The sequence below is a fragment of the Streptomyces sp. NPDC007901 genome, assembly GCF_042959465.1.
Taxonomy (GTDB): Bacteria; Actinomycetota; Actinomycetes; order Streptomycetales; family Streptomycetaceae; genus Streptomyces.
Genome location: NZ_JBIBKW010000006.1, coordinates 332,722 through 353,551, shown reverse-complemented (window position 1 = coordinate 353,551; position 20,830 = coordinate 332,722). Strand labels below are relative to the sequence as shown.

General features: G+C 72.3%; 18 protein-coding genes and 2 pseudogenes. 9 read left to right on the top strand and 11 right to left on the bottom strand.

Features of this window, described 5'->3' with window-relative positions; all coding sequences use genetic code 11:
* Positions 1-2: 2 nt before the first annotated feature.
* Positions 3-698 (bottom strand): response regulator, encoded by a 696-nt coding sequence (locus ACFZDK_RS21970; protein ID WP_390974725.1) that lies wholly within the window; start codon positions 696-698, stop codon positions 3-5.
* Positions 683-2,020, bottom strand: coding sequence for a histidine kinase (locus ACFZDK_RS21965; protein WP_390974723.1), 1,338 nt, complete (start codon positions 2,018-2,020; stop codon positions 683-685). Before ACFZDK_RS21965 ends, ACFZDK_RS21970 begins: the two co-directional genes overlap by 16 nt.
* Before the next feature lie 233 nt (positions 2,021-2,253).
* Between ACFZDK_RS21965 and ACFZDK_RS21960 the strand changes: the two genes are divergently transcribed.
* Together ACFZDK_RS21960 and ACFZDK_RS21955 are read left to right on the top strand one after the other, a co-directional pair.
* Positions 2,254-2,946: an ATP-binding cassette domain-containing protein gene (locus tag ACFZDK_RS21960; protein ID WP_390974721.1), complete on the top strand. Its 693-nt coding sequence runs from the start codon at positions 2,254-2,256 to the stop codon at positions 2,944-2,946.
* Positions 2,943-5,333, top strand: a complete 2,391-nt coding sequence (locus tag ACFZDK_RS21955; RefSeq protein ID WP_390974720.1) for an FtsX-like permease family protein — start codon at positions 2,943-2,945, stop codon at positions 5,331-5,333. Before ACFZDK_RS21960 ends, ACFZDK_RS21955 begins: the two co-directional genes overlap by 4 nt.
* Positions 5,334-5,373: 40 nt before the next feature.
* On the opposite strand, the gene ACFZDK_RS21950 is transcribed toward ACFZDK_RS21955, so the two are convergent.
* The 4 genes from ACFZDK_RS21950 to ACFZDK_RS21935 all read right to left on the bottom strand — a co-directional run bounded on the left by ACFZDK_RS21950 (position 5,374) and on the right by ACFZDK_RS21935 (position 9,604).
* On the bottom strand, positions 5,374-6,195 hold the full coding sequence (locus ACFZDK_RS21950; protein WP_390974718.1) for an ABC transporter permease subunit: 822 nt from the start codon (positions 6,193-6,195) through the stop codon (positions 5,374-5,376).
* Positions 6,192-7,139 (bottom strand): ABC transporter permease subunit, encoded by a 948-nt coding sequence (locus ACFZDK_RS21945; protein WP_390974716.1) that lies wholly within the window; start codon positions 7,137-7,139, stop codon positions 6,192-6,194. Before ACFZDK_RS21945 ends, ACFZDK_RS21950 begins: the two co-directional genes overlap by 4 nt.
* 14 nt (positions 7,140-7,153) lie before the next feature.
* On the bottom strand, positions 7,154-8,542 hold the full coding sequence (locus ACFZDK_RS21940) for an extracellular solute-binding protein (RefSeq protein ID WP_390974715.1): 1,389 nt from the start codon (positions 8,540-8,542) through the stop codon (positions 7,154-7,156).
* A gap of 84 nt (positions 8,543-8,626) precedes the next feature.
* Positions 8,627-9,604 carry a PfkB family carbohydrate kinase gene (locus ACFZDK_RS21935; protein WP_390974713.1) on the bottom strand — a complete coding sequence of 326 codons (978 nt, stop codon included), beginning with the start codon at positions 9,602-9,604 and terminating at the stop codon, positions 8,627-8,629.
* Positions 9,605-9,716: 112 nt separating this feature from the next.
* Between ACFZDK_RS21935 and ACFZDK_RS21930 the strand changes: the two genes are divergently transcribed.
* Genes ACFZDK_RS21930 through nagB form a run of 3 tightly spaced genes read left to right on the top strand, consistent with a single transcriptional unit; the run spans position 9,717 to position 12,659 of the window.
* Positions 9,717-10,505, top strand: a complete 789-nt coding sequence (locus tag ACFZDK_RS21930) for a DeoR family transcriptional regulator (RefSeq protein ID WP_390974711.1) — start codon at positions 9,717-9,719, stop codon at positions 10,503-10,505.
* On the top strand, positions 10,502-11,872 hold the full coding sequence (locus ACFZDK_RS21925) for a 6-phospho-beta-glucosidase (RefSeq protein WP_390974710.1): 1,371 nt from the start codon (positions 10,502-10,504) through the stop codon (positions 11,870-11,872). The genes ACFZDK_RS21930 and ACFZDK_RS21925 overlap by 4 nt, the downstream gene beginning before the upstream one ends.
* Before the next feature lies 1 nt (position 11,873).
* Complete coding sequence (gene nagB / locus ACFZDK_RS21920; RefSeq protein WP_390974708.1) at positions 11,874-12,659, top strand: glucosamine-6-phosphate deaminase; 786 nt, start codon at positions 11,874-11,876, stop codon at positions 12,657-12,659.
* 32 nt (positions 12,660-12,691) lie between these two features.
* On the opposite strand, the pseudogene ACFZDK_RS21915 reads toward nagB, so the two are convergent.
* A pseudogene (locus tag ACFZDK_RS21915) lies at positions 12,692-13,384 on the bottom strand (DUF5937 family protein); the annotation flags it as partial.
* On the opposite strand from ACFZDK_RS21915, the pseudogene ACFZDK_RS21910 reads away from it, so the two are divergent.
* Positions 13,382-13,555: pseudogene (locus tag ACFZDK_RS21910) on the top strand (MFS transporter); the annotation flags it as partial. The pseudogenes ACFZDK_RS21915 and ACFZDK_RS21910 overlap by 3 nt on opposite strands.
* 132 nt (positions 13,556-13,687) lie before the next feature.
* On the opposite strand, the gene ACFZDK_RS21905 reads toward ACFZDK_RS21910, so the two are convergent.
* Positions 13,688-14,650: a phosphotransferase gene (locus ACFZDK_RS21905; protein WP_390974707.1), complete on the bottom strand. Its 963-nt coding sequence runs from the start codon at positions 14,648-14,650 to the stop codon at positions 13,688-13,690.
* 157 nt (positions 14,651-14,807) lie between these two features.
* Between ACFZDK_RS21905 and ACFZDK_RS21900 the strand changes: the two genes are divergently transcribed.
* From ACFZDK_RS21900 to ACFZDK_RS21890, 3 genes are all read left to right on the top strand, one after another.
* Positions 14,808-15,572, top strand: coding sequence for a hypothetical protein (locus ACFZDK_RS21900; protein WP_390974706.1), 765 nt, complete (start codon positions 14,808-14,810; stop codon positions 15,570-15,572).
* Positions 15,573-15,689: 117 nt separating this feature from the next.
* Positions 15,690-16,346, top strand: coding sequence for a hypothetical protein (locus ACFZDK_RS21895; protein WP_390974705.1), 657 nt, complete (start codon positions 15,690-15,692; stop codon positions 16,344-16,346).
* 3 nt (positions 16,347-16,349) lie between these two features.
* Complete coding sequence (locus ACFZDK_RS21890) at positions 16,350-17,555, top strand: cytochrome P450 (protein WP_390974704.1); 1,206 nt, start codon at positions 16,350-16,352, stop codon at positions 17,553-17,555.
* Between the two features lie 78 nt (positions 17,556-17,633).
* On the opposite strand, the gene sbnA is transcribed toward ACFZDK_RS21890, so the two are convergent.
* Genes sbnA through ACFZDK_RS21875 form a run of 3 tightly spaced genes read right to left on the bottom strand, consistent with a single transcriptional unit; the run spans position 17,634 to position 20,827 of the window.
* Positions 17,634-18,719, bottom strand: a complete 1,086-nt coding sequence (sbnA, locus tag ACFZDK_RS21885) for a 2,3-diaminopropionate biosynthesis protein SbnA (RefSeq protein ID WP_390974703.1) — start codon at positions 18,717-18,719, stop codon at positions 17,634-17,636.
* 36 nt (positions 18,720-18,755) lie between these two features.
* Entirely contained in the window at positions 18,756-19,826 is a 1,071-nt protein-coding gene (gene sbnB, locus ACFZDK_RS21880) for a 2,3-diaminopropionate biosynthesis protein SbnB (protein WP_390974702.1), read from the bottom strand.
* On the bottom strand, positions 19,823-20,827 hold the full coding sequence (locus ACFZDK_RS21875) for a TauD/TfdA family dioxygenase (protein ID WP_390974701.1): 1,005 nt from the start codon (positions 20,825-20,827) through the stop codon (positions 19,823-19,825). The genes sbnB and ACFZDK_RS21875 overlap by 4 nt, the downstream gene beginning before the upstream one ends.
* Between the last annotated feature and the right edge of the window lie 3 nt (positions 20,828-20,830).

Here is a 20,830-nt window from a genome sequence, read left to right as displayed (position 1 = left end):
GGCTAGGAGCCCCCGCCCGCCGGGGAGACGAGTCCCGTCTCGTACGCGAGGACGACGGCCTGGACGCGGTCGCGCAGGTTCAGCTTGGACAGGATGCGGCCGATGTGGGTCTTGACCGTGGTCTGGCTGAGAAGCAGGCGGTCGGCGAGTTCGGCGTTGCTCAGTCCCGTCGCGAGCAGCCGGAGCACCTCGAGTTCGCGTGGAGTGAGGCTGGACAGATCGCGGTGAAGGCCGGCCGGCCGGTCCGCCTCGCGCTGGGCGAAGCGTTCGATCAGCCGACGGGTGATCACGGGGGCGAGCAGGGCGTCGCCGGACTGCACCAGGCGGACGGCGGCGACGAGATGCTCGGGGCTGACGTCCTTGAGCAGGAAGCCGCTGGCACCGGCGGTGAGCGCGTCGTAGACGTAGTGGTCGAGGTCGTAGGTGGTCAGGATGATGACCCTGATACCGTCCGGCCCGTCGTCGGCGAGGATCCGCCGGGTCGCCTCGATGCCATCCATCCGTGGCATCCGGATGTCCATGAGCACGACGTCGGGCCGGGTGCGCCGGACCGCGGCGAGCGCCTCGGCCCCGTCGGCGGCCTCGGCCGTCACCTCGATGCCGTCCGCGGCCAGGATCATTCCGAAACCGGTGCGTACGAGGGCCTGGTCGTCGGCGATGACGGCGCGCAGCGCCGGCCGGTTCACGCCGTCCGCCACGGGACTCGGGCCGTGATCCGGTAGCCGCCGGCGAGGGTCGGACCGGCCGTGAGGTCGCCGCCGTAGACCGCGAGCCGTTCGCGCAGCCCGATCAGCCCGCGCCCGTTGCCGTCCGCCCGGGGGGCGTCGCGGACGGCTCCGGTGTCGGTGACCTCGATCTCCAGCAGGTCCCCGGTGTGTCCGACGGTGACGGAGGCCTCGGCGCCGGGCGCATGCTTGATGGTGTTGGTCAGGGCCTCCTGTACGACGCGGTAGGCCGCGAGGTCCACTCCGGGCGGCAGCGGGTCGGGCGGCAGTGACGTCGTGACGTCGACCGGTGTCCCGGCGGCACGTACCCGCTCGACCAGGTCGTCGAGTTGGCCGAGGCCGGGCTGCGGTTCGAGGCCGTCGGCCGGGCGGTCGACGGGACCGTCGGGGCGACGGCCGGTGTCCGGGGCGGCCAACAGGCCCATCACATGCCGTAGTTCGGCCATCGCGGCCCGGCCGCCGGCCTCGACCGCGAGCAGGGCCGTCTTCGACCGCTCCGGTGCCGCGTCCATCACCTTGCGTGCCGCGCCCGCCTGGATGACCATCACGCTCACATTGTGGGTCACGACGTCGTGCAGTTCGGCGGCGATCCGGGCCCGCTCCTCCTCGACGGCCCGGCGCATGCTCTCCTCCTGGGCCTGCTGCAGGCGCGTGTAGCGGTCCCGGCTGGCCGCCAGCCGCCGCTGCCAGAAGCGGACGGTGCTGGCCAGCACCCCGGCGACCAGCAGCACGACCGCCGGGCTCGACCACCCTGGCAGCACCGGATCCGTGTCCCGGAACGCGAGGCCGGCCAGCACGGCGGCGACGACCAGCCCGGCCGTCGCCTGCGCCCGGTGACGGCTGTACATGACGGCGCTGTAGGCACCGATGACGCAGGTCAGCACGTTGATCCAGGAGGCGCCGTCGACCATGGCCAGCGTCGCGCCCATCACCACCGCGAAGGTGGCCAGCGGATACCGGCGCCGGACCGCCAGCGGCAGCGCGGACAGCACGACGAGCGGCGCGGGCGGGGAGGTGGGCCTGTTCTCCGTGACCCGCGGATCCGGTACCGGGGGCGTTGTCGGACGCGGGACCGGCACCGTCCGCTCGGCGTACCGGGACTCGACCTTCGAGCTGAACCGGACCGGCCCGTCGCCGGGATAGCGGAACGCCACGACCATCGCGACGGCGGTCAGCAGGACCGCCAGCACCACGTCGGCGCGTACCGCCCGCCGCGACCGCGGGGCGTCCCGCGCCTCCGACCGCAGCGCCTCGCGCAGGTGCCGATGCCAGCCTCGCCGGTCCTCCGTCTCCACCGGCTCATTGTGCGGTCCCCGAACCGTCTTCGCGTCCCCCTGCGCGGTCGACGCACCGTCTCTCAGGCGTACTTCGCAGGGATGAGGCCGCGGGTGGCTCCTTCGCGGGGAGGCCCGGATGTCGGTGCCGAGGCGGACGCGCCCCACCGGGCCACGGCCCTACCTTCGCTGGGCCGGCGCAACCAGCTCGTACAGACCATCTCCCTCTCGACCGCAAGGGACGGACCACACCCATGACTCACGTGATCGAACTGGCGGGCGTGGCGAAGCGCTACGACAGCGCCGGCGCGCCCGCGCTCGGACCGCTGGACCTCGTCGTCGCCCAGGGCGAGGCGCTGGCCGTGACCGGCCCTTCCGGCAGCGGCAAGTCCACGCTGCTGAACCTGGTGGCCGGCCTCGACAAGCCGACCGAAGGCGCCGTGACCGTGGCCGGGCAGCGGATCGACGGGCTGAGCGAGCACGCGCTGGCCCGGTTCCGCCGCGAGCGGATCGGCATGGTCTTCCAGTTCTTCAACCTGCTCGACGACCTCACCGTCGCCGACAACATCCAGCTCCCCGCCCAGCTGACCGGGACCGCGCGGCGCCAGGCGGCGGCCCGCGCCGGCGAGCTCATGGAACTGCTGGGCATCGCCAAGCACGCCCGCGCCTACCCGGGCCGGCTGTCCGGCGGTGAGCGTCAACGAGTCGCGGTCGCCCGGGCGTTGGTCAACCGGCCGGCGCTGCTGCTCGCCGACGAACCGACCGGCGCGCTCGACACCGCCTCGGGCCACGACGTACGGGAGCTGCTGGTGGACCTGCACCGCGGCGGGCAGACCGTCGTGCTGGTCACGCACGACATGGCGCTGGCCGCGGCGTGCGCGAGCCGTACCATCCGGCTGGTCGACGGCCGTCTCTCCCTCGACTCCCGTGCGGAGGCCGTCCGATGAGACTCTTCGGTACCGGCGCGCTCGGCCGGGTCGTACGCTCCGGGGTCGGCCGGCGCCGGGTCCAGACGGTGGTGATCGCCGTGGCCACCATGATGGCCGTCGCCGCGGCCGTGATCGCCGGGTCGCTCGTCGTCGCCTCCAACGCCCCCTTCGACCACGCCTTCGCGAAGCAGCACGGCGCGCATGTCACCGCGCAGTTCGATCCGGCCGAGGTGAGTGCGGCGCGGCTGAAGGCGACGCGGCGGCTGGACGGCGTCACCGCGAGCGCGGGGCCGTTTCCGACGACGACCATCAGCCCGGTGGACCGGGACGGCGGGCATCTGCCGAAGCTGAGTCTGGTCGGGCGGTCCGATCCGCACGGTGACGTGGACGACCTGGACCTGCGGTCCGGCCGGTGGGCCACGCGGGAGGGCGAGGTCGTGCTCTCCGGGTCGCTCGAAGGCCCCTCGCTCAAGGTCGGTGACACCCTGAGGGTTTCGGATGCCGCCGGCAGCCCGACCCTGAAGGTCGTCGGCTTCGCGGTGTCGGTCAGCGAGACCGCCGACGCCTGGGCGACCCCGGGACAGGTCGACGCGCTGGCCTCGGAGGACACACCGGTCACGAGCCAGATGCTCTACCGCTTCGACTCCGCGGGGACCAAGGCGCAGATCGCCGCCGACCGCGAGAAGCTCACCGCCGCCGTTCCGTCCGGGGCCTTGGCGGGCACCCGGTCCTACCTGGACACCAAGCGCGCCGCCGATGCGGGCGCGGCGGCGACCATCCCGTTCATGGTGGCCTTCGGCGTGCTCGGCATCGTGATGTCCGTGATCATCATCAGCAGTGTGGTCAGCGGCACGGTCGGCACCAGCCTGCGCAGGATCGGCATCCTCAAGGCCGTCGGCTTCACCCCGCGCGAGATCGTACGGGCCTATGTGGCCCAGGCGTTGATCCCGGCCGGCACCGGTATCGCGCTCGGGGTCGGGCTGGGCAACGTGCTGGCCGCTCCCCTGTTGGCGGACACCGGGCGGGCCTACGGCACCGCCTCGCTGACGGTGGCCTGGTGGGTGGACGTCGTGGTGCCGGCCGTCGCGCTGCTGGTCGTCGGGATCGCGGCGCTGGTGCCCGCGCTGCGGGCCGGACGGCTGCGCACGGCCGAGGCCATCGCGGTCGGCCGGGCACCGCGCACCGGGCGGGGTCAGTGGGCGCACCGGGCGGCCGGGCGGCTGCCGTTGCCGCGGGCGGTGACCTACGGCCTCGCCGGCCCCTTCGCGCATCCGGTGCGTACGGCCGCGATGCTGCTCGCGGTGGCCTTCGGCACGGTCGCGGCGACCTTCGCGGTGGGACTGACCTCGTCCCTGAACGCGGTCGGCAGCGCCTCGGATCCCGAGGACCGCGCCGATGTCACCGCCGTCGCCGGCGGGCCGACTGTCCAGGGCGGCGCCCCGGGCGCGGTTCGCCATGTGCGCCCCGAGAACGGGAACGACACTGCTCCGTCCGCCGACCCGGCGAAGATCCGCGCCGCCATCGCGGCGCAGGCCGGCACCGCTTCGTACTACGGCATGTCCCAGGACGACGTCACCGTGGCGGGGATCTCCGGCTCGGTCCGGGCCACCCTCTACCAGGGCGATTCACGTCCCGGCAGCTACGAGATGATCTCCGGGCACTGGCTCACCGGCGCGGGGCAGGCCGTCGTACCCACGGGTTTCCTGGAACGGACCGGCACCAGGACCGGCGACCCGGTCCGGGTGACCCTCGGGAAGGACACCGAGACCCTGAAGATCGTCGGCGAGGCCTTCGACACCTCGGACGACGGCCTGTCGGTCCACGCGGACCTCGCCAGTTTCGCCGGGGCCAGGCCCCAGGTCTTCCAGATCGAGGTGAAGCCGGGCGTCTCCCCCGCCGCCTACGCCGAGAAGCTCCAGGCGGCGGTGGAGCCGCTGGGCGGCGACGCCATGGCCAACTCCTCCTCGCCGCAGGAGAACATGATCCTGATCCTGGACGCGATCGCGGCGCTGCTCACCCTCATGCTGGTCTCCGTGGCAGGCCTCGGTGTGCTCAACTCCGTCGTCCTCGACACCCGCGAACGCGTCCACGACCTGGGCGTCTGCAAGGCACTCGGGATGTCGCCGCGGCAGACCGTGAGCCTGGTGCTCGCCTCCGTGGCCGGAATCGGCGTGCTCGGCGGACTGGTCGGGGTACCTCTCGGGTTCGCGCTGCACGGCTTCGTGCTGCCGGTGATGGGTCACGCGGCGGGCACGAACCTGCCGCCGTCGATCCTCGATGTGTACGACGCCCCCCAGCTGGTGCTGCTCGGGCTGGCCGGTGTCGCGATCGCCGTGCTGGGCGCCCTGCTCCCGGCCGGCTGGGCGGCCAGGGCCCGTACGGCGACGGCGCTGCGCACGGAGTAGGCCATGGGCGCGCCCCGCCGGGGCAGGCGGCGGGGCGCGCTCACGCCTTGACGGCGCCCGAGAGCATGCCGGAGATGAAGTGGCGTTGCAGGAAGAGGTAGAGGGCGACGACCGGCAGGGCGACGATGATCGAGGCGGCGGCCAGGAGGGAGTACTGGGTGGTGTGTTCGCTCTGGAAGAAGGCCAGGCCCAGGGGGGCGGTGCGCTTGTTCTCGTCGGTGATCATGACCAGCGGGAGCAGGAACTCGTTCCAGGTCCACATGAACACCAGCATCGCCATCGTCAGCAGGGCGGGGCGGCTGGTGGGGACGAGGATCCGCCACAGGAGACGCCAGTCCGAGGCACCGTCCAGCCGGGCCGCCTCGATGATGCTGACCGGTACCGAGCGGAAGAAGTTGCGCATCCAGAAGACGCCGAAGGCGAGGGACTGGGCGGTCTGCGGCAGGATCAGCGCCCAGTAGGAGTCGGTGAGCCCGGCGTCGCGCAGGTTGAAGTAGAGCGGGATGACGAACGCCTCGGGAGGCACCATCAGGCCGATCAGGGTGACGTAGAAGAGGAGTGAGCGGCCGGGGTAGTCGAAGAGGGCGAAGGAGAAGCCCGCGAGGATGGCCAGGACGGCCGTGAGGGCGACGACCGAGACCGCCACCAGCACGCTGGAGCCCAGGTAGGTGGCGAAGTGCCCCTGGTGCCAGGCGGTGGTGAAGTTGCCGAGGTCGAGGTGGTGCGGCCAGGTGAAGGACGGGGACGCCTGGGCGGCGGGGGTCAGGGCCGAGGCCACCACGCCGATCAGCGGGACCAGGGCGAGCGCGGCGAAGAGGGTCAGGACGACGTAGTTGAGCGCCCGTTCACGGGTGGAGATCATGCGCCGTCCTCCTCGGGCTGGAGCTTGGTGATCAGGAAGGTGATGAGCAGGATCACCGCGGTCAGGACGACGGCGATGGCGCAGGCCGAGCCGACCTGGCCGGTGCCGAAGGCCCGGTTGTAGACCTCGAAGGCGGGCAGGCTGGTCGCGTTGCCGGGGCCGCCGTGGGTGGCGACGTACACCAGGTCGAAGGTCTTCAGGGCGGCGATCACGGTGAGGGTGAGCGCCACGGTGATCTGGCCGCGCAGGCCGGGCAGGGTCACGGCGAAGAACTCCCGTACGAGGCCCGCCCCGTCGAGCTTGGCCGCCTCGTACAGCTCGCCCGGGATCTGGCCGATGCCGGCGATGAACAGCACCAGGCACAGGCCGATCTCCAGCCAGGTGCCGATGAGACCGACGGACGGCAGGGCGGTGGAGAAGTCGCCGAGCCAGGGGCGGGCGACCGCGTCGAGGCCGATCGCGCGCAGGGCGGTGTTGAGGACGCCGTCGGGGGCGTAGATCGCGGTCCAGGCGGTCGCGGTGACGACCATGGCGACGACCTGGGGCAGGAAGATCAGCGCGCGGAAGACGGAGACCCCGCGCAGCCGGGAGGCGCGGGTGGTGATCGCGGCCAGCATCAGGGCGAGCGTGATCGGCAGGACCGAGAAGAACAGGATGAGGACCAGGGAGTGCAGGAAGCCGGCGCGCAGCTGCGGGTCGCGGGCGATCTCGGTGTAGTTGTCGAGGCCGGCCCAGGTGGAGGCGGAGAGGCCGTCCCAGTGGAAGAGGGAGATCTGGACCAGCTGGCCGAGCGGGACGAGGAGGAAGACGGTGAGGACGGTCAGGGCGGGGAGGGCGTAGAGGTAGCCCTTCCACTGGACGCGGCCGCGGCGCCGGGCCGGACGCCCGGTGGGGGCGTCGGCCCGGCGTTCGCGTGCCGTGGGGCGGGGTGCGGTGACAGCCATGGGGGGGTACGGCCTTACTGACTCTGCTGGAACGAGGCGTAGTCGGACTGGAGTTGCGCCCCGAAGGCTTTGGGCGAGAGCTGTCCGGCGGTCAGTTCCTGGACGGCGGCGGTGAGGGTGTCGTAAAAGGTCGGGGTGGTGTAGTCGAGGTAGGGCAGCAGGCCGTCCTTCTCGCTGACCGCCTTCCACTCGTCGAGGATGTCGGCGTCGACGGTGCCCGCGGCGGGCTTGTAGTCGGCCTGCGGCAGCGCGGGCAGGTTGCCGTTGTCGGCGAGGACCTTCATGCCGTTGCTGTTCACGAGGAAGTCGATGTACGCGGCGGCCACGTCCGGGTGCTTGGACCTGGAGGTCATCGCCCAGGCGAGGCCCTCGCCGCCCTGGGTGAGCGGGGGCTGTCCGGCGGCGGGGCTGAGCGCGGTGAAGCCGACGTTCGTCTTCATCCTGGGTTCGAGTACGGCGGCCTGCCAGGTGCCGTCGACGAGGAAGAGCGACTTGCCGGCGGCGAAGTCCGCGACCGCCTGGTCCTTGCTCTCGCCGTTGAAGCCGGAGCCGAGGTAGCCCTTGTCGGCCCAACCGCGCAGCGTGGTCGCGGCCTTCAGGCTGCCGGCGTCGGTCCACTTGGCGCCGCCCTCGTCGAAGACGAGCTTGCGGACCTCGGCCTTGCCGGCGGTGGCCGCCTGGACGACGCCGAAGATGTGGATGCCGGGGCTCTTGTCCGCGTCACCGTACGAAATGGGCTGCAGGCCGGACGACTTGGCCTTGGCGAGGGCGGTCTCGAAGCCGGCGAGGGTGGTGGGGACGGTCAGGCCGAGGGACTTGAGCTTGGCCTTGTTGTAGTAGATCCCGACGATCTCGCCGGTCTGGGAGACGCCGTACAGGTTGCCGGTCTTCCAGGTCTTGCCGTCGGAGGAGAAGCGGTTGAGGTCGAGCAGCTGGGACGGGAAGGAGCTGTCCCAGCCGTAGACCTTGGCGTAGCTGTCCACGGGCTGGAGGAGGCCGGCCTTCACGAAGGCGCCCATGTCGGGGTAGCCCTGGTTGGCCTGGACGACGTCCGGCGGGTTGGCGGAGGACAGGGCCAGCTTGAGGGTCGTCTTGAGGTCGGAGAAGGACCGCGAGACGCGCTTGATCGTGACGTTCGGGTACTTCGCCATGAACGCCTTGTTGAGCGCTTCGGTGGAGGCCTCGGTGCCCGGGTCGGTGTTCTGGTCCCACTCGGTGAGAGTGACCTTGCCCGCCTTGGCGACGTCGGTGGACACGGGGCCCGCGGTCTTGTTCGCGTCGCCGGCCGACGAGTTGCCGCTGGGGCCGGGTGAGCAGGCCGCGACGGCCGTCAGCAAGCCGGTGGCGAGGGCGGTCGCGGCGACGGCGCGCCGGGCGGAACGGCCTCGGGTTCTCTCGGTCATGGAGTGGTCCTCCTGGTGCTGGTGCTGGTGCTGGTGGAGCTGAGCGGGCGGTGCCAGAGGTTCGGTGGGCGGTCCGGCCGAGCGTCAGCGCAGGGCCGCGCGGAACCGGTCGACGTCGTCGCCGGGGATTCCGGAGGTCTCGGTGAGGACGGCGTCGACCGACGCCCGGTGGGGGGCGCTGCCCGCGCCGCCCAGGCTGCGCACGGACAGGGCGGCGCACAGTCCGGCGAAGCGGAGGCGGGTGGCGGTCGGCCAGCCGTGTCTCAGGCCGGTGATGAGGGCGGCGGTGAACACGTCGCCGGCGCCGGTGGGGTCGACGGCGGGCACCCGGGGGGCGGGGATCCGGATCAGTTCACCGGTGGTGCCGTCCACCGCGACCGCGCCCCGCGGGCCGTCGGTCACGACGACGTCGGCCACCAGGTCGTCCAGGACCTTCACGGCCTCCTCGACCGTGCCGGTCCTGGTGTAGCTGGTGGCCTCGACGGCGTTGCAGACGAAGACGTCGACCTCGGCGAGGCGGGTGAGCACCTCGGGCGACCAGCGGCCGGTGGGGTCCCAGCCGACGCCGCCCACCACCCGGGTGCCGCGGGCGCGCAGCCGGGCGACCCAGCCGGGCAGCGGTCTGCCGATGGTGAGCTGGACGAAGCGGGTGTCGGGCAGCTCACCGTCCCAGGTCTCCGGGCGCCGGGCGCCGTCTTCCTCGTAGGTGATGAAGGTGCGTTCGTGCTCGTTGGTCGCGGCGACGGTGACGGGGGTCTGTACCGCCGGGTCGCGGCGCAGCCAGGCGAGGTCCAGGTTCTGCTCGCGGGCGAGTTCGGTCACGAGGTGGGCGCCGAGGACGTCGGTGCCGATCACGGCGCACAGGCCGGTCGACAGACCCAGCCGGGCGGCGGCCACGCTCCGGGTCGCGGTGCCGCCGGGCACGACGGCGAACCGGTCCGCGTACACCTCGCCGCCGGGGACGGGCAGGTGCGGGATACCGGCGAATACGAGGTCGCAGAAGACTTCGCCGGCGAAGAGCACATCGAGCACGGATACCGCCTCCGTCAGGTGCCGCCTCATGAAGTGCTCAACTATGAGCACCGCTACCGCGCAATGACAAGAGTCAGTCAGTTACGAGGAAGTTTCCCTGCCGTCATGACTGAAGTCAGTCATTCGGTGATAGCGTCGTTGCGTGACTTCACGCAATCGACACGCGAAGATCGTGGAATCCCTGCGCACCACCGGGGTGGCCTCGGTGCGCGAACTCGCCGAGCGGCTCCAGGTCAGCGAGTCCACGATCCGCCGGGACCTGATCGAGCTCGACCGCAACGGCGAGCTGGTGCGCACCTACGGGGGCGCCGCCATGTCCCCGCGCGCCGTCCTGGACGGCACCGCCCAGGAGCCGGAGGAGGCCGAGGTCCCCTTCGACGTGGTCGCCACCCGCGACCAGGCGATGAAGGAGGCCATCGCGGAAGAGGCCGTGAAGCTGGTCGAGGACGACAGCGTGGTCGTCCTCGACATCGGCACCACCCCCCAGGCCATCGCCCGGAAGCTGCGCGGACGCCCGGTCACGGTCATCACCAGCAGCCTCGCCGTGCTCGACGAACTCCGTCACGACGAGGCCGTACGCCTGGTGATGCTGGGCGGTGTGCTGCGCCGCAACTACCAGTCCCTGGTCGGTTCCCTGACCGAACAGGCGCTGCGCCAGGTCAGCGCCGACCTGCTCTTCCTCAGCTGCACCGGGGTCCGCCCGAGCGGCCACGTGGTGGACAACATGGCGGTCGAGGCACCGCTGAAACAGGCCATGATCGAGACGGCCGGGAAGGTCGTCCTGGTCGCCGCCGAGACCAAGTTCCCGGGCTCCGGCTCGCTGCGCGTGTGCCCGCTGTCGGACATCGACGTCCTGATCACCACCGGCGGTGCCGATCCCGACACTCTCCAGCTCTGCCGCGAGGCGGGTGGAAAGGTGATACTCGCATGAAGTTGACGGTCCTCGGCGGCGGCGGATTCCGCGTGCCGTACGTCTACCAGGCCCTGCTGCACGACCAGGGCAGCCCCCGCATCGACGACGTCTGGCTCTACGACACCGATCCCGGCCGCCTCAAGTCCATGGCCGAGGTCCTCGCCCGGTTCGCCGACGGCCGGCCCGACGCACCCAGGGTGACCGTCAGCACCTCGCTCGACGACGCCCTGGAAGGCGCCGACTTCGTGTTCGCGGCGATCCGGGTGGGCGGGCTCGCCGGCCGGATGTGCGACGAGCGGGTCGCCCTGGACCTGAACGTCCTCGGGCAGGAGACCACCGGCCCGGGCGGTCTCGCCTACGGCCTGCGCACCATCCCCGTGATGCTCGACATCGCGCACCGGGTACGCAGGCTCGCGCCGAACGCGTACCTCATCAACTTCACCAACCCCGCCGGAATGATCACCGAGGCGATGCAGAGCGTCCTCGGCGACCGTGTCCTCGGCATCTGCGACACCCCCTCCGGCCTCGGCCGCCGTATCGCCACGACGCTCGGCCTCGACCCGTCCCGGGCCCAGTTCGACTACGTCGGCCTCAACCACCTCGGCTGGATGCGCCGGGTGCTGCACGACGGCGAGGACGTCCTGCCCCGCCTCCTCGCCGACGACGAGCGCCTCGGCGGCCTGGAGGAGGGCGTCGTCTTCGGCAGGGAGTGGCTGCGCGACCTCGGCCTGATCCCCAACGAGTACCTGTACTACTACTACTTCAACCGGGACGCCGTACGCTCCATCCTCGACGCCCCGCAGACCCGCGGCGAGTTCCTCGCCCGGCAGCAGGCGGAGTTCTACCGGCGGGTGACCGAGGCCGCCGGAGGCGGCGCCGTGCGGCTGTGGCGGGAGACCGTCGCCAACCGCAGCGCCAACTACATGGCCGAGGCCAAGGGAGCGGTGCAGGGCGAGGCCGAGGCCGACGCGGACTTCCGGCCGGACCCCGCGCACCAGGGCTACGCCGGGGTCGCCCTCGCCGTGATGGCGGCGGTCAGCCGCAACGAACGCGCGACGATGATCCTCAACGTGCGCAACGGCACGACCGTGTCCGCGCTCCCCGAGGACGCCGTCGTCGAGGTCCCGGTGACCGTCGACGCCAACGGTGTCCACCCGCTCACCGTCACCCAGCCCGATCTGCACCAGGCCGGACTGATGCAGCAGGTCAAGGCGGTCGAACGACTCACCATCAGCGCGGCGGTGACCGGCTCCCGCGCGGATGCCGTCAAGGCGTTCTCGCTCCACCCCCTCGTCGACTCGGTCGACGTCGGCCGCAAGCTCCTCGACGGCTACATCGACCGCATCCCCGAGGTGGCGGCCGTCTTCACGGGCGGGCGGGGCTGACGTGGAGGTCGTCATCGTTCCGGACGCGGCGGCGGGTGGCGAGCTGATCGCCGAGGCCATGGCCCGGTTGCTCCGGCGCAAGCCGGACGCGCTGCTCGGGGTGGCCACGGGCTCGACCCCGCTGCCCGTCTACCAGGCGCTCACGGCCAAGGTCCGCGCCGGCGCCGTGGACACCTCCCGGGCCCGCATAGCCCAGCTCGACGAGTACGTGGGGCTGCCGGCCGAACATCCGGAGTCGTACCGCTCGGTGCTGCGCCGCGAGGTGCTGGAACCGCTCGGCATCGGCGCGGACGCGTTCCTCGGCCCGGACGGCACGGCGGCGGACGTCCGGGCCGCGTGCGAGGCGTACGACGGCGCGCTGGCGGCGGCCGGCGGTGTCGACCTCCAGCTGCTCGGGATCGGGACCGACGGGCACATCGGGTTCAACGAGCCCTGCTCGTCGCTCCGTTCACGGACCCGGATCAAGACGCTGACCGAGCAGACGCGCGCCGACAACGCCCGGTTCTTCGACGGGGACGTCGACCAGGTCCCGTACCACGTGATCACCCAGGGAATCGGGACGATCCTGGAGGCCCGGCATCTCGTCCTGCTCGCCACGGGCGAGGGCAAGGCCGAGGCGGTCGCTGCGACCGTGGAAGGGCCGCTCGCCGCGATGTGTCCCGCGTCGGCGCTGCAACTCCACCCGCATGCCACCGTGGTGGTGGACGAGGCGGCGGCCTCCCTGCTGAAGCAGGCGGACTACTTCCGGTACACCTTCGCCAACAAGCCGCAGTGGCAGGCGATCTGACCGGCCGGTCGTCAGGACGGCCGGGCCGCCGGTCAGCGCAGTACGGCCGCCGGCAGGTCGGTGCCCAGCGCCGTCAGGTCGGGCAGGTCGAGGGAGTAGCGGACGTACCGGCCGTGCCGCCGGGACGTGAGCAGGCGCGCGCGGCGCAGGACGGCGAGGTGGCGGGAGACCTCCGGGGGTGAGAGCTCCCAGAAGTGGGCCAGTTCGCCGGTGGTGTGCGGGCCGCGGGCCAGCGTGCGCAGCAGCCGCAGCCGTACCGGATGCGCGAGCGCCTCCAGCCGGAGGGTGACCGTCTCCAGGGAGACCTGCTCCGCAGGGCTCGGCTCGGCGGCGGGGTACTGCACCACCGGGTGCCATCCGGGCGCGTGGACCGCGACCAGGTGCGGGCGGCCGAAGACGCTGGGGATGAAGGTGACCCCGGCGCCGCGCGCGGCGGTCGCCTTGTCCTGCACCTTGTCCACGACGATGCAGTCGCCCTCCGGTGCCAGGGTGACCGCGCCGGAGACCGAGGCCAGTGCGGCCCCGACGCCCTGGCGTCTGAGCAGTTCGTTCTTCAGTCGCAGAGCGGTGGCGAGCCGCACCGCGACGCCCGCCCAGGCGCCGTCGAAGAACGCCTCGGCGCACTCTTCGAGCGTGCCGCGCACCCGCGCCCGCACCGTGGCCGGGTCCGCGAGCAGCCGTTCCGCGAAGGCCTCCTGCAGTGCGCCGCGGGCCTGGGCCAGGTCCTGGGACGCGCCCTCGCCCGCTTCCAGCTCTCCACCGGCTTCGGCCTCGCCGTCTCCCCCGTGGTCATCACCGCGCTCGCCCCCCACGGCCCGGCAGCCCTCTGGGGCAGCCTCACCGGCGCCACGCTCGCCTCCGCCGCCGTCGCCAAGGAGAAGGACCGGGCCACGTGAGCCGCTGTTCAGCGCAGGCGAATCGCCCCCGGGGATACTGCAGGAGGTGCTGGGCGCCGACGAGGCGCTCGCACCCGCGACCAACCGCGGGAACACTTCAGGCCGAACGGCCGCGCGATGAGGGGACTCGGCTCAGCCCAACGCGTCCAGCAGGGCGATGACGTAGGCGTCCAAGCGTGCCTCAACGGCCGGTGTGGTCAGCTCCGTCCGCCCCGCTTCCTGCCACGGCCGGGCCACCCACTCGAGGCCCGGCGTGAACGACAGGGCGTCGAGCAACCGCCAGTACAGCCGCTCGCCCGCGGTCGCGGCCAGCGCCCCGCCGGCCTCCTCGTACGCCTCGGCGAACCGCAGACCCCAGGCCGGGCCGTGCAGCATCGCGAGGTTGCTGGAGCAGTGCGCCACGTCGAGGTCCGCCGGACCCCAGGAGGTCTGCACCCAGTCGACGACCCCCGTGATCCGGGGGCGTGCCGGGCCGGAAGGCGCCACGTCGAACAGCACGTTGCCGGGGTGGAAGTCCCGGTGCAGGAACCGCCCCTCGTACGGCGGCGCAGGGCGGCGGATCACGTCGGCCGCCGCGGCCCAGGCCGCCGCGTCGGCGCCGTCCGGCGGGACGACGGCGTCGGCGGTCGTCCACGCCCGGTACTCCCCGGGCCGCTCTGCGGGCCGCAGTGCGTGGATCGCCCGGAGTTGACGGGCCAGGAGGGGGACGCGTGCCTCCAGGCCCTCGTCGTCGAGGACGGTCCGGCCCGTCAGGTGGGTCATCAGGAGCGACGGATACTCGCAGTGCGCGGCGGTCGGATCGACGGCGACGGGTCCGGGAGCCGTCACCCCGGTTGCGGTGAGCAGCGCGAGGACGCCGGCCTCCCGGGTCAGCAACTCCTCGGCGTGCTCCACGAAGTAGGGGTCGACGAAGGTCCGCAGCACCAGGTCGCGGAGGTCTCCGTCCCGGGTGCCGATGGTCAGCCTCCGCATCTCGGCGGTGATCCCGCCGTGCAGTGCCTCGGTTCTGACGATCCGTTCGCCGGGCTGCAGCTGCCGGCCCACCCAGGCCAGGGTCAACGGCCGGACGGCCGCCGCCTCGTCATGGCTGATCACCGTGCCATCCCACCATCCGGACCGCGGCGCCCGCAAAGGCTTTTGGCGCGAGCGTCGGCGCCGGCCCGGCCAGGCGGACTGAGTACGCCTACTCATGCCGCCTCGGGCCGGGCCAAGGACGATGGGCGGTGTCGGCGGGTGGACAGGAGGCGGGGGCATGGGAAGGTTTCTGGCGGCGGTGGTGGCCGTCGGGGCGGCGTTCGCGGCGCTGGTCTTCGCGTATGTGGCGGGGGCACCGCCCGCCGTGGTGTTCGCCGTCGGGGCGGGCGTACTGAGTCTGCTGTGGCTGCTGCTTCTGCTCACGGTCCCCTGGAACCTGTACTTCCGTGCGCACGCGGTGCTCGCCGAGATCGCGGTCAGCCGAGAGAAGGGCATGACGGTCTCCCCCAGCCGGGACGCCGAGGCCGCGCGGATCGCCCGGACGATGCTGCGGGCCGCGGTCGCCGGTCATGTGCTGACGGCGGTGGTCGTCGTCGCGGTCACCTGGGGGACGGGTGGGTTCACGGGGTACTGGTTCGCAGGGTTCTTCCTGCTGAGCACCTTCTTCCGGCCGGCCGGCGCGTACTTCGGCCAGCTCCGGCGGCGCCTGGGCACCCTCCTGAAGGACGTCACGTATCCGCGGGACGACGTCGTCGAGGTCCGGGCCCGGCTGAACCGTGCCGAGGCCGGGACGCGGGTCCTGGAGGAGAAGGCGGAGGAGCAGTACCGGGCCCTCGGCGAACTGCGCCGTGCCGTGGACGCGCTGGCCCTGAGCACGTACGAGCGGAGCCAGGACGCGGACCGCAGGATCCTCGCGCTGGGCAGGGAGTTCGAGTCCACGGTGAACCGCCTCACCGACAACCAGGAGATCATCGCGGGCGTGAAGGCGTTCCTGCGGCTGCTCCGCGCCACCGACACGGCCGACGGCGTCCCTGCCTCCTGACCCGGCGTCGCGCAGGCCGCCGCCGATCGGGCCAGGCTCCGGGGCGGACCGGCATGGCGCCGGGACGGCGCGGTGCGGCGCCTGGATGCTGATGAGCCGGACCAGGCGGGAGTGAACGTGGACGATCATCGCACCCAGGAAGCCCAGGCGGCCCGGGAAGCCCGGACGGCTCAGGCGGCACGGACGGCCACGAAGCCGGCGGCCGCCCGTGCCGGTGCCGAGTCCGCCGGTCAGCCCGGCGTCATCGGGATCGCGCTGGGCGCGGTGCTGGCGGCCTCGCTCGCGCAGGGTTCCTGGCAGTGGTTCGCCACCTACATCGGGGTGACGCTGCTCGCGGTGATGCTCGCCTTCTACCGGCTGCCGGCCTGGACACCGGGCCTGCGCTCCGGGTACGGACGGAACCTGGTGGCGTTCTCGCTGGTGGCCGGTCTGTGCGTGGCGATCACCCTGGCCCCCATGCTGCAGCGCTGGGCGTGGCTGTTCCCGATGCCGGGCACCCGGGACAGCTGCGGCGCGCTGGGCACGTACGAGAGCCTGCACACGCGGGCGGCGCTGGCGGACCTGGCCCCTCGCGCGGGTACGGCCCTGGCCCAGGCCCAGGAGGTCCAGAGCCATACCGCCGTCGCCGACTGTCTCTCCGCCACCACGACCCTGTGGCTGCCGGTCTACGCCTGCGGAGCGGCCTTGGTGGTGGGGCTGTGCGCGTGGTTCTCCGGACGGGCCCGGACGGGGAGCGCGGCGGTGGCCCAGGGTGCCGGTGCCCCTAGGGTGTGAGGCATGGACGCCCGTACAACGCCCCCTGGCCCGGCCGCCGTTGACCCCGTGGAGCTGCTCGCCGACCCGTACGCCGTGTACGCCCGGCTCCGGGAGGCCGGGCCCGTGCACCGCGTCGCCGGAACCGACGGGCTGCCTGCCTGGCTGGTGACCCGGTACGAGGACGTGCGGCAGGCACTGGCCGACCCGCGGTTCTCCCTGGACAAGGCGCACGCGAAGCCCGGCGGCTACCGCGGGTTCGCGCTGCCGCCCGCGCTCGACGCCAACCTGCTGAACATGGACCCGCCGGACCACACCCGGGTGCGGCGCCTGGTGTCGCAGGCGTTCACCCCGCGCCGGGTCGCCCTGCTGCGCGAACCCGTCCGGCGGACCGCCGACTCGCTGCTCGACGCGATCGCCCCGCTGGGCCGCGCCGACCTGATCGCCGCCTATGCCGGGCCGCTGCCCATCGTGGTCATCTGCGAGCTGCTGGGGGTGGCGGAGGAGGACCGGCCGGACTTCCGGTCCTGGACCGACGCCCTGGTCGTCCCCGACCCCGCCCGGCCGGAGCGGACGAAGGAGGCCGTCGGGGCGCTGCTCGGCTTCTTCGCCCGGCTGCTCGCCCGCAAGCGCGCCGAGCCCGCCGACGACCTGGTCTCAGCGATGATCGCGGTACGGGACGAGGAGGACCGGCTCAGCGAGGACGAGTTGATGTCCCTGGTCTTCCTGATCCTGTTCGCCGGGTACGAGAACGTCGTCCACCTCATCGGCAACGCCACCCTCGCCCTGCTCCGCGACCCCGCCCAACTGGCCGCGCTGCGTGCCGATCGGACCCTGCTCGGTCCGGCCGTAGAGGAACTGGCGCGCTACGACGGGCCCGCACCGCTCGCCATCCGCCGTTTCCCGACGGAGGACGTCACCCTGGGCGGGGTCACCGTGCCGGCGGGCGAGACCGTGCTGCTGTCCCTGGCGGCGGCCCACCGCGACCCGCGCCGCTTCCCCGACCCCGACCGGCTCGACCTCGGCCGGGACGCCACCGGGCACCTGGCCCTCGGCCACGGCATCCACTACTGCCTGGGCGCGCCGCTGGCCCGGCTGGAGACCGAGATCGCCCTCGGCGCGCTCCTGGACCGCTTTCCCGGTCTCGAACTCGACATGCCGGTGGACCAGTTGAGCTGGCGTCCGTCGATGCGCACCCGCGGACTGCTCGCCCTGCACGTGCGCTACTGAGCGGGCCGGCACCGGACACGCCGCGGCCCCTCGGGACTGCCGTACGGGCAGTCCCGAGGGGCCGGGCTCGGGGTGGGGCTAGGAGTTGCGGCGGCGGGCCGGTGCCCGGGAGGCGGACTTGGGCTCCCGGGGCAGGGGCTTGGGCGGCGAGGTGTCCCCGGTGCCGAGGACCTGGTCGTCGTCCGCGGTGCCGGGCACCCGGTCGCCGTCCTCGACGAGCACCTGGTCGCCGTAGAGGTCCTGCAGCCAGTTGGTCTGGTAGATGGTGTCGAGGTAGCGCTCGCCGAGGTCCGGGGCGATGGCCACCGCGGTGAGGTCACGGGCGTCGTGGCGGGCCAGCCAGTCCGTCGCGCCGCTGACCACCGTGCCGGTGGAGCCGCCGAACAGGAAGCCGTGCCTGGCCATGCGGTGGCACATCCGGATGGTGTCCGGCTCCTCGACCCGGATCACCTCGTCCACGAGGGACTCGTCGAGCAGCGGCGGGCGCATGCTCATGCCGAGGCCGGGGATCATCCGGCGGCCCGGCTCGCCGCCGAACGCCACCGAGCCCATGGCGTCCACGGCGACGATCCGCACCGGGCGGTGCCACTCCCGGAAGTAGCGGGCGCAGCCCATCAGGGTCCCGGTGGTGCCGGCCCCGACGAACAGGACGTCCAGTTCCGGGAACCGGCGGGCGATCTCCGGGGCCGTCGTACGGTAGTGGGCGGTCCAGTTGCCGGCGTTGGTGTACTGGCTGAGCCACACGTATCTGTCGTCCGACGCGCACAGTTTCCGGACGTACTCGATCCGCGTGCCCAGGAAACCGCCGTTGGAGTCCTGGTCGGCCACGATGTGCACCTCGCTGCCGAGGGCCGCCATCAGGAGTCTGGTCGACAGGTTGCAACGGGAGTCCGTCACGCACAGGAACCGGTAACCCTTGCTCGCGGCGATCATGCTGAGTGCGACGCCCAGGTTCCCGGACGAGGACTCGACAAGGACGGAGTCCGCTTTCAGGATTCCGTCCCGCTCGGCGTTCTCCACCATCTCGTTGGCGGCCTTCAGCTTGATGGATCCCGCGAAGTTGAAGGCCTCGCACTTCAGATAGAGCTGGTGTCCACAGATCGACTCCAGGTCGACGAAGAGGTCGCCCTCGTTGAAGGCATGGGGAGCGGAGATGACAGGCACGGCGGGCCTCCTGGTGCCAGGCCGACGTCGACGGGCTCAGCCGTACCGGCGCAGGTCGTGGAAGAAGTCGTCGATGAGTCGGAGGTTCCCCGTCCGGGACACCTCGTCGTAGACGTACTTGCCGACGGCGAGGTCGAGGACGCCGAGACCGAAGGGCGAGAAGATCACCGGACGGTCGGCCGGCGGCGCGGCGCGTCCGAGCATGACGTCGTTGAGGGTTCCGTTGAGGAAGTCCCGGTTGCCGGTGCGCTGTTCGGCCAGGTGGGGTGAGGTGTCGGCCTTCAGGCAGTGGTCGACGTCGTCGACGAAGTTGGCCGCGCCGAGCAGGACCTCGGGGGCGAGGTCGCGCAACGACACGTGCAGGACCAGGGGGTTGTGGGCGAACCAGGCCGGGTCGGTGACATGGGGTTCGCCGGCCACGGTGGCGAACACCACCAGGTCGCTGGAGCGGATCAGGTCCTCGGCGCTGTCGTGGACGGTGACCTGCCCGGTGGTGCCGTGCTGGCGGAGATAGCCGCAGAAGCCGGCCGTGCTGTCGGTGGACAGGTCGTGCACGCCGACCGTCTCGAACTCCCAGCCGGTGCCGTGCAGGAAGGTGTGGATGTAGCGGGCGATCAGGCCGGTGCCGAAGAAACCGACCCGGGTCGGGCGGGTGCGGTTGCGGCTGAGCCAGTCGGCGGCCAGCGCGGCGGAGGCCGCCGTCCTGGTGGCGCTGATGATCGAGCTCTCCAGGCAGGCGAACGGGTAGCCGGTGTCGTGGTCGTTGAGGATGAGCACCGCGGACGCCCGCGGCAGCCCGGCGCCCACGTTCTCCGGGAAGCTGGAGATCCACTTCAGGCCGTCCACCTGGACCGGTCCGCCGATGGAGGCGGGCAGGGCGATGATCCGCGCGGTGGGGCGGTCGGTGAAGCGCAGGAAGTACGACGGCGGGTTCACCGAGTCTCCGGCGCCATGGAGCCGGTAGGCGGTCTCGACCAGCTCCACGAGCTGTTTCTCACGTCCGCTCAGGGCCTGCTGGACCTGTTCGCCGGAGATCACCGAGAAGGTCGGCACCTCCGGGCGGCCGGGCACGGCCCGCTGTGCGGTGGTTGACAGGACATCGGTCATCGCTCGCTCGCCTCCAGGGCCGGGCAGTCGTCGGCCGGCCGGACGGGTTCGCCCATGCCGACCAGCACCCGCCGTTCTCCGGTGAACGGCTCTCTGCTGTGCGCGGTGCGGATGTTGTCCACGAGCAGCAGGTCGCCGGAGCGCCAGGGCTCGCGGCGGGTGTGCGCCTCGTAGGTGCTGTTGATGAGCTGGACGACGTCCTCGCCGATCGGGGTGCCGTCGCCGTGGCGGGTGTTGAAGGGGAGTCCGTCGGCGCCGTAGACGTCCACGAGGTACTCGCGGACCTCGGGGGCCAGGGTCCACTCGTTGAGGAAGGCGATCTGGTTGAACCAGCAGCGCCGGCCGGTGACCGGGTGGCGTACGACGGCGTTGCGGCGTTGCCGGGTGCGCAGCGATCCGTCGGGCTGCCAGCTGAAGTCGATGGCGTTGGCCCGGCAGTACCGCTCGATCTCGGTGCGGTCGCCGGTGCCGAAGGACTCGGTGAGGCTCGCCCCGATCTCTTCGTTGTAGGTGCGGGTGAGGATCCAGCCCTCCCGCTCGAACCGTTCGGTGAGGCCGGTGGGCAGCGCCCGCAGCACCTCTTCGGCGTCGGCCACCGCCGTCGCCCCGCCCTGCTCGGGCGCGGTCGGACAGGCGAACAGCATCAGGCCGGGCACCTCGAGCGCGTAACTCAGCTCGTGGTGCATGCACATCGGCTGGTTGTCCGGCCAGGGGGTGGACGCGTAGAGCCCGGGGCCGTGGGCCTCGCGGGGGGCGAAGGCCTCCCGCTCCGTCATGAGGTCGCCGGCCAGCTTGGCGAAGACGGCACCGATCCGGTCGGTGTCCCGCAGCCCCAGGCCGCGGACGAGCAGTGCGCCGTGTTCGGCGACCTGTGCGCGGAGCGCCTCGCGGTGCTCGGCCGTCCACCTCGGGGCGTCGTCGGGGGGATCGACGCGCAGCAGTGCCGGTTTGTCCGGTCGCCGCTCCACGTCGAGCGGTGATGCCAGGGATGAGAACGGCATCTC

Bases quoted from the DNA above. Each gene is read 5' to 3' on its own strand.
- ACFZDK_RS21955 (WP_390974720.1), top strand. From the start codon at position 2,943: ATGAGACTCTTCGGTACCGGCGCGCTCGGCCGGGTCGTACGCTCCGGG.
- ACFZDK_RS21900 (WP_390974706.1), top strand. From the start codon at position 14,808: ATGGGAAGGTTTCTGGCGGCGGTGGTGGCCGTCGGGGCGGCGTTCGCG.
- ACFZDK_RS21875 (WP_390974701.1), bottom strand. From the start codon at position 20,827: ATGCCGTTCTCATCCCTGGCATCACCGCTCGACGTGGAGCGGCGACCG.
- ACFZDK_RS21925 (WP_390974710.1), top strand. From the start codon at position 10,502: ATGAAGTTGACGGTCCTCGGCGGCGGCGGATTCCGCGTGCCGTACGTC.
- ACFZDK_RS21960 (WP_390974721.1), top strand. From the start codon at position 2,254: ATGACTCACGTGATCGAACTGGCGGGCGTGGCGAAGCGCTACGACAGC.
- ACFZDK_RS21950 (WP_390974718.1), bottom strand. From the start codon at position 6,195: ATGATCTCCACCCGTGAACGGGCGCTCAACTACGTCGTCCTGACCCTC.
- ACFZDK_RS21940 (WP_390974715.1), bottom strand. From the start codon at position 8,542: ATGACCGAGAGAACCCGAGGCCGTTCCGCCCGGCGCGCCGTCGCCGCG.
- sbnB (WP_390974702.1), bottom strand. From the start codon at position 19,826: ATGACCGATGTCCTGTCAACCACCGCACAGCGGGCCGTGCCCGGCCGC.
- ACFZDK_RS21945 (WP_390974716.1), bottom strand. From the start codon at position 7,139: ATGGCTGTCACCGCACCCCGCCCCACGGCACGCGAACGCCGGGCCGAC.
- ACFZDK_RS21935 (WP_390974713.1), bottom strand. From the start codon at position 9,604: ATGAGGCGGCACCTGACGGAGGCGGTATCCGTGCTCGATGTGCTCTTC.
- ACFZDK_RS21890 (WP_390974704.1), top strand. From the start codon at position 16,350: ATGGACGCCCGTACAACGCCCCCTGGCCCGGCCGCCGTTGACCCCGTG.